This is a genomic window from Synechococcus sp. Cruz CV12-2-Slac-r (genome assembly GCF_024346075.1).
GTDB lineage: Bacteria > Cyanobacteriota > Cyanobacteriia > PCC-6307 > Cyanobiaceae > Synechococcus_D.
Genome location: NZ_JAGQEK010000092.1, coordinates 1 through 6,901, shown reverse-complemented (window position 1 = coordinate 6,901; position 6,901 = coordinate 1). Strand labels below are relative to the sequence as shown.

The window sequence follows — 6,901 nt, the reverse complement described above, 5'->3', positions numbered from 1 at the left end:
CCATCACAGCACTAACACCACATTGAGCAAGCAATAAACGCAACTCACTTCGCAAACGGAGGCGCACTTCCACATCCAAATTTGAAAAGGGTTCATCTAAAAGCAAGAGCTTGGGGCCAGGCGCTAATGCTCTTACTAAGGCCAAACGCTGACGCTGGCCGCCGGAGAGTTCGTGGGGGTAACGGCGTTGCAGTTCAGCAATGCCGAGCTGTTCTAAAAGCCACTTTGCCCGATGTAGATCTTCTTTTTTACGGCAGCCAAAACAAGCATTATCAAACGCATTTAGGTGAGGGAAAAGTGCATAGTCTTGAAAAACCATTCCCACCCCACGCCGCTCCGGCGGCAGGCAACGTTGGGGGGAAGAAATCTGATGCCCCTCCAGCTGCAATGTGCCTTTGCAGGGGCGTTCAAAACCAGCAATCAAGCGCAGCAAAGTGGTTTTACCGCAGCCGGAGGGGCCAAGTAAGCCGATTAATTCCCCTTGCTCTTGCTTAAAACTGATATTTTGCAATGCCCATTCACCAGGGCTGTAGCAATGCCAAAGATCTGTTGCTTCTAGAAACGCCATAGCACCATCAAACCGCAGCGGCGCACGCAGCACATAAACCCCTCACTGTGAGCCTGGAACTAAGTAGGCGAAAATTAAATTGAGCCGCTGCATCAGCGCCGGCTTGAAACACTTGGGCACTATCGAATTCTTCAGTTTTACCGCAAGCAGCGCAAATGAGGTGGTGGTGATCATTATTTTCAGCGCTAGCAAGCTCAAAACGGCGGCTTCCTTCTGGCAACTCCAGTTCCCGCAAAAGAGCCATTGAGGTAAGTAACCGTAAGGTGCGATAAACAGTGGCAAGTGATACGCGAGCATCACCTTTTAGTAGCTGCAGATGCACGTCTTCTGCGCTGAGGTGTTGGCCTGGCCCCAACCGCTCGAATAAATCAAGCACGCGCTGGCGTTGGGGAGTTAGTCGTTGGCCGCGATCGTGTAAGTCGTGGCGAAGCCCCCCCGATACCGCCACAACAAAAGGACCCTTTTCTCAACACTAGCTGTTATTGAGAGCGAATGGTTATGGGTTGATCCAGTTGAGCTGCAGCAGCCGTTAGTAATTCCGCCACAACACTGATCAGGCGATAACTGATAACCACTGCCAAAAGCTCTGCCTCTGGAAGCGATCCATGCAAGCGAGCTAATAAAACCAACTCAAAAACACCAATACCTCCTGGTGCTCCTGGCACCACTAAACCCACCAGCCAAGCAAGGGCAAAAGCGGCAAGCCATAGGCCAATGCCAAGGCTGTTGATACTGCTGAAACAAACTATGCAACAAGCAAAACCGCCAAAACGCAGCAACAGAAAAGGAAATTGCAAAAGCAAAGCTGCCCAGGGGCTGCTGAGGAGGGCTTGATCTTGCTTCAACTCATCGCTTTCCACCTCACCGCTGAGGTTCAGCAAAGCTCTTTTACTAAGTAATAAGCGTTCCAGCAAAGGATTCAACCAACGGGGCCGCAGCAACAGCAACGCAAAAGGTGATAACAAACCAAGACCCCCTTGCAAACCACCAAGAGGTAGTAAGCAAAGGGCAGCAAGCAACATCAAAAGGGGATCAAGTAGCACCGCCAGCAAGGCTCGCCTCGCCCCAACTCCCCGCTGCTTCAACCAACGCAAGCGGCCTGCCTGATGCCAGATTCCACCCGGAAGATATTTATAAATATTGGTGCGCATAAATAACAGCAACACCTCGATTAAAGGCAATGGCGATCGCAACCAATTCAGCAGAGCCCACCAGGCCAAACCGTTAAACCACTGGGCCGCAACCGTTGCAGCAACACCAAAAAGCAACAGCGCCCAACCCTGCTGATCAGGTGCCAATTCAAGAACTTGGTGGCCGTGGCGCCAAAGGGTAGTTAATAAAAAGCCAACACTTATAAAACCCACCAGGGGGCCGATTAAACGTTGCCAATTAGATATTGGCCTCATGGCGCAGTGAGGGCAGCCCTTAATTGATGCCAACTGAGCCCATGGGCTCGCGCAAGCCGGGCCAGCTCATCTGCTTCCACCTTCACCCGGCCTTGGGCTTGCTTTGCCAGCACGGGCCCCCAGGGGCTATCGAGGCAAACGCTTTCACGGCTTAATACCCAACGGGGTTCCAATCTTTCACGCAGGCCAAGGCTGCTGCAGTGTTGCCACCAAATTGCTCGCAACTCCTTAGCGAGATCAGGCCGGGCCAGGCAAGTAATTAATACCCCTGGGCGACCCTTCTTCATTTGAATCGATTGGCTAAAAACCTCTAAAGCACCTGCATCTCGCAACTGCTCTTGCAAAAAAGCGATTGATTCTCCATCCATATCATCTACTTGGCACTGCTGCACCAACAGCGTTTCAGAAGCAGCTTCCGGCTGATTTATTGAATCTTGGCTGGATAAATCTTGCTTTAAAGGCTGCCAAAGCCGCAGAAGATTGGGGCGATCGAGAGTGCGTTGCCCCAAGCCGATGCCAACACTGCCAGGTATGTGGGCGGGGGGGGCACAAAATTGCTTCACCCAAACACTGAGCAAGGCAATGCCGGTGGGTGTTGTGAGTTCACCAGCTGGAAAACCAGCACTGCTTGCAAGGGGAATCTGCCTCTGCTTTGCGATCTCAAGCACAGCTGGCACCGGCACTGGTAAGGGGCCATGGGCGCTGATTACCTCACCATGGCCAGCGGGAGGGGCGCTGGCAAAAAGATGATCCACCTTGAAATGCAATAACCCAGCACATACGCCCACCACATCAACTAAGGCATCTATGGCCCCAACCTCATGGAAATGCACCTTTTCCGGGGGGAGGCCATGCACCCAACCCTCAGCTTGAGCCAGCAGGCCAAAAACCGCTAACACCTTGGCACGCAATTGATCTGGCCAAGGGGCTGCCTCCAGCTGGGGCCTTAAATCACGCCATAGCCGATGGGGCGGAGAAGCTTCGAGCAGTTCCACATTGAGCCTTGTACCTCGCATCCCAGCACTGCTGCTCTTGCAAATCTGCAAACGAAAAGCAGCGCCAAGGCCAAAGGATTTAAGGGGCTCTAAAACCACTTCTTCTGGAAGGCCTTGGTCAAATAAAGCTGCCAACAGCATGTCGCCAGCCACACCGGTGGGGGCATCTAAATAAGCCCAATTATTGGTATTCATTAATGGCATTTAATGGCGTTTTGGTTTTTTAGACGCTCCGCCGCGGCGATCGCTGCGCTGGGGCATTGGCGCAATCACCTCCCAATGTTCAATTTGTAGTAATTCCCCCTGCAAGCGAACGCGTAGATCGAGGAAATGGCGCAAATGCTCCATTGAAATGTTGCCCTTGAGTTGCAATTTGAAGGGCTGGGGGCGGCTGCCATCAGCGCGGGGCAACTGACGAATTTTTATCACCACATCGCCGCTTTCTGGCTTGGTGAAAATCAATTCACCCCGCACAGAAAAAAATCCATCCCCCTCTGGCAATTGATCAGGGAGATCGGGATCATCGCTTGCCAAGGTGCGAGGTTCCCATACCCCCACCACCTGCAGGTGCAATTTTTGATCGTCTCGGCTGCGGGGATAAACAACCCAGAGGTGCTCATCATCAAGATTGAGGTGCCGTTTCACCAAACTCAATACGCGCCCAAGCAGCACCGCATCAATAGAAGAACCATCTGCTCCAACCAGGTTGCCGCGGGTAACGATGGCGGGCTCGATTGGGCAATAGGTGCCCCTCACGATCCCGATCGCCCGGAACTGCAGCGGCTCGGTAACCGGAGGAATCGGGTGCTGACGCATCAGAAAGGCAGAACCGCGTTGAATCACATTGAAATCTAGCGATGCCCCTGACACCGTTCCACCTAGACGGTTTACTGGATTAATTGCAAGCCTTTTTCTTGCTTAAAAAAACCGTTGCGGCGTTAGTAGCTATTTGCGTGGCTGGATTTGGCGGCTGGTGGCTAGGGCGCTCCGGTTTTGGCCTGGCGCCAGCAGAAGCGCCCCAAGCTGCCCTGCAGCGGCGCCGAGCGCCCCTAGAAACAAAACTGGCAAAAGGGGAAGCAACGGCAGAAGAGCAATTGCAATTACTGAAGTTAAGGCTTGCGTTAGGCGATCAAGATGGAGCTATTTCGCTACTGGAGCCGCTAAGTGATCAACGGCCTGAACAATGGAAATTACGGTTGATGTTGGCGGATTTACGCAGGCAGCAAAAGGATCAAGGCGGCGCTGAAAGGGAAATCCGCCAGGTGCTCAATGTGCAACCACTACAGGTAGAGGCTTGGCAGCAACTCAGCCAGCTACAGCTAAATCAAGGTAAGGGGTCAAAAGTAGAAGCTCAGTTACATAAAGCAGCAGTGGCAGCAAAAGGGAAACCAGAGGAATTAACTCTTGGCCTTTTGCTTGCTGATCTGCAACAGCGGCGGCAGCAAAAACAAAGCGCTGAAAACACCTACCGCAACTTGATCAATCGCTACCCGGAGGATCCCCGCCCACTGTTGGCATTGGCCCTACAGAAACAGGCGGCGGGGCAGGGGGAGGCAGCCGTTGCATTGCTAAGGGAAGCGCGGCAACGCATGCCTGAAGAATCACAGCTAGTGCTCGATCAAGTGGCAGCTGGTTGGTCTATGAAAAATCTACAAAAAGCGGCTCAAGGCCCCACGGGCAACACTTTGCGAGCGGGTGCAGCCGGCTTATCCAACTGACGCAAGGCCTCATCCACTGCATCTCTAGGTGAGGTGGCGCTGTCCATAGAGCTGGAATTACGCAAACGATTCATTAATTCCATCGGATTGGTTACGTCCAACAGTGAATTACTCGGTTTTGTGGTGCCGTAGTTGTAGAGGTTTTGCTCTTGGATACTTTCGTTTTTCGGATTTGCGAAAGCTGAATTAGAAGCCAGCAAGGCAAAAAGTGCAGCGGGTAGTGAAAGGCTCAATATGCAAAAACCTTGATTTGCCATCGATCAGCTATTAAGTGGAATCAGTTTAAAGGGCTTTTTCCGTGCGTATCGCCAGCTGGAACGTAAATTCAATCCGTAGTAGAGAAACCCATCTGCAGCGCTGGCTGCAAATGGCCCAACCAGATGTATTGGGATTACAGGAAACAAAGGTGGAAGATGCCCTGTTTCCCCATGAATTCCTTGAGAAAGCCGGCTATACAGCAGCCATCAGCGGCCAAAAAAGTTATAACGGCGTTGCCCTATTGAGCCGGCTCCCCCTTGAAGACGTGCGAATTGGCTTTGAAGCACTTTTACCAAGTGATCAAACGGCAAAGGAATTAGGGGAACAAAAAAGAGTGATTAGTGCTTCAGTTGCTGGGGTGAGGGTGCTGAATCTATATGTGCCAAATGGCTCTGATTTGAAATCTGATAAATACAAATATAAATTAGCCTGGCTCAATTGTTTAAACCGTTATCTGAATGTGCAAAGGCAACAAGGGGAAGCATTTTGTATGTTAGGAGATTTCAACATTGCCTTAGAAGATATCGATCTTGCTAATCCAGGCCGTAATAATGGTGGGATAATGGCATCGCTTCCGGAGCGGGAAGCGTTGCGGGGATGCATCGGCAATGATTTACAAGATGCTTTTCGCTTGTTTGAACCTGAAGGGGGCCATTGGAGCTGGTGGGATTATCGCTCAGGGGCCTGGGATCGAGATCAGGGTTGGCGTATAGATCATATTTATATAGATGAAGAACTGCAGCAAAGAGCGTTGAGTAGCATGATCCATAAAGCTGAAAGGGGCGAGCTAAAACCGAGCGATCATGCACCTATAAGCCTTGATTTATTTGATGAAGTAGCAGAAGAGAATGATGATTAAATCACCACCACATCCGCAGGTAGATCGAGATGTTGCAGCCTGCGGCTGGATTCAGCGCAACCCGCTGGAGTGGGAAATAATTTACCTGGGTTTGCCCGCTGCTCTGGATCAAATGCCTTGCGCACGAGCTGCATTGTTTCAAGATCAGCTGGATTAAACATCCAATCCAGAAAACAGCGTTTATCGCTGCCAATTCCATGTTCACCGCTAATACTGCCGCCTGCATCAACGCAAAGCCGCAGGATTGCTGCAGCCAAATCCTTCACCTTTCCTTTCACATCTAGCTCTGCTTGATTATAAAGAATCAATGGATGCAAATTACCATCACCGGCATGAAATACATTTGCTACGGGCAATTTATATTGCTTGCTAAGCAGATCAATCGCGGCAAGCACTTTTGGTAAAGCGCTGCGGGGCACAACACCATCTTGAAGGTAATAGTTGGGATATAAACGACCCAAAGCTGAAATTGCACTTTTACGGCCAAGCCACAGGCGCGCGCGATCCTGCGCAGAAGTAGCTCGTTGCACAGAGCGGGCACCGGCCTGAAGGCAGAGCTCACTGCATAAATCCATGCTCATCTCCACCTCGCGGCTACTGCCATCGAGTTCGATCAATAAGGCTGCAGCGGCATCCACCGGATAAAGCTCCTGATCGAGCATCAGATCCACAGCGCGAATCGTGAGGTTATCCATGATTTCCATACCCGCCGGCAGCACACCGGCAGCCGTAACAGCCCGCACCGCTTCTCCTGCTGCTTCCATCGAGCCGAAATCAGCCAATAGAACAGCCACTGCTTCCGGCTGGCGCAACAAGCGCAAAGTAATTGCGGTGGCGATCCCCAAGGTGCCTTCACTACCGATAAAAACACCGCGCAGATCAAGCCCAGGCATTTCCGCTAACGGCCCACCCAGGGTGGTGATAGTGCCATCAGGCAGCACCACCTCAAGTTCCAAAACATGGTTACTGGTAACGCCGTATTTAAGGCAGTGCACCCCGCCTGAATTTTCTGCCACATTGCCGCCAACGCTGCAGGCCACCTGGCTTGAGGGATCAGGGGCGAAGTAGAAACCATCACCACTCACTGCCCGCGTTAC

Annotated in this window: 9 protein-coding genes; 2 read left to right on the top strand and 7 right to left on the bottom strand. The window is 51.7% G+C overall.

Annotation, left to right across the window (positions count from 1 at the left end):
• The 5 genes from KB557_RS07955 to KB557_RS07935 all read right to left on the bottom strand — a co-directional run.
• The coding region (locus KB557_RS07955; protein WP_255133040.1) for an ABC transporter ATP-binding protein at positions 1 to 568 on the bottom strand (568 nt) is incomplete at its 3' end.
• Between the two features lie 7 nt (positions 569 to 575).
• The gene (locus KB557_RS07950; RefSeq protein WP_255133039.1) at positions 576 to 1,016 is read right to left on the bottom strand and encodes a Fur family transcriptional regulator; all 441 of its coding nucleotides are present in this window, start codon (positions 1,014 to 1,016) and stop codon (positions 576 to 578) included.
• 31 nt (positions 1,017 to 1,047) lie between these two features.
• Complete coding sequence (locus KB557_RS07945; RefSeq protein WP_255133037.1) at positions 1,048 to 1,974, bottom strand: lysylphosphatidylglycerol synthase domain-containing protein; 927 nt, start codon at positions 1,972 to 1,974, stop codon at positions 1,048 to 1,050.
• On the bottom strand, positions 1,971 to 3,164 hold the full coding sequence (gene larC / locus KB557_RS07940) for a nickel pincer cofactor biosynthesis protein LarC (RefSeq protein WP_255133034.1): 1,194 nt from the start codon (positions 3,162 to 3,164) through the stop codon (positions 1,971 to 1,973). Before larC ends, KB557_RS07945 begins: the two co-directional genes overlap by 4 nt.
• Before the next feature lie 9 nt (positions 3,165 to 3,173).
• The gene (locus tag KB557_RS07935; protein ID WP_255133031.1) at positions 3,174 to 3,785 is read right to left on the bottom strand and encodes a hypothetical protein; all 612 of its coding nucleotides are present in this window, start codon (positions 3,783 to 3,785) and stop codon (positions 3,174 to 3,176) included.
• Between the two features lie 98 nt (positions 3,786 to 3,883).
• Between KB557_RS07935 and KB557_RS07930 the strand changes: the two genes are divergently transcribed.
• The gene (locus tag KB557_RS07930) at positions 3,884 to 4,687 is read left to right on the top strand and encodes a lipopolysaccharide assembly protein LapB (protein ID WP_255133029.1); all 804 of its coding nucleotides are present in this window, start codon (positions 3,884 to 3,886) and stop codon (positions 4,685 to 4,687) included.
• Here the strand turns inward: KB557_RS07930 and KB557_RS07925 are convergent.
• Positions 4,633 to 4,920: a hypothetical protein gene (locus KB557_RS07925; protein WP_255133027.1), complete on the bottom strand. Its 288-nt coding sequence runs from the start codon at positions 4,918 to 4,920 to the stop codon at positions 4,633 to 4,635. The genes KB557_RS07930 and KB557_RS07925 overlap by 55 nt on opposite strands.
• A gap of 65 nt (positions 4,921 to 4,985) precedes the next feature.
• On the opposite strand from KB557_RS07925, the gene xth reads away from it, so the two are divergent.
• A complete protein-coding gene (gene xth, locus KB557_RS07920) occupies positions 4,986 to 5,804 on the top strand; it encodes an exodeoxyribonuclease III (RefSeq protein ID WP_255133025.1) in 819 nt (272 codons plus the stop codon).
• On the opposite strand, the gene KB557_RS07915 is transcribed toward xth, so the two are convergent.
• A partial coding sequence (locus KB557_RS07915; protein WP_255133023.1) for an FAD-linked oxidase C-terminal domain-containing protein occupies positions 5,801 to 6,901 on the bottom strand: 1,101 nt, incomplete at its 5' end. The two genes, xth and KB557_RS07915, sit on opposite strands and share 4 nt — an antisense overlap.

Coding starts and splice junctions, on each gene's coding strand:
- larC (WP_255133034.1), bottom strand. CDS start 3,164: ATGAATACCAATAATTGGGCTTATTTAGATGCCCCCACCGGTGTGGCT.
- KB557_RS07935 (WP_255133031.1), bottom strand. CDS start 3,785: ATGCGTCAGCACCCGATTCCTCCGGTTACCGAGCCGCTGCAGTTCCGG.
- KB557_RS07945 (WP_255133037.1), bottom strand. CDS start 1,974: ATGAGGCCAATATCTAATTGGCAACGTTTAATCGGCCCCCTGGTGGGT.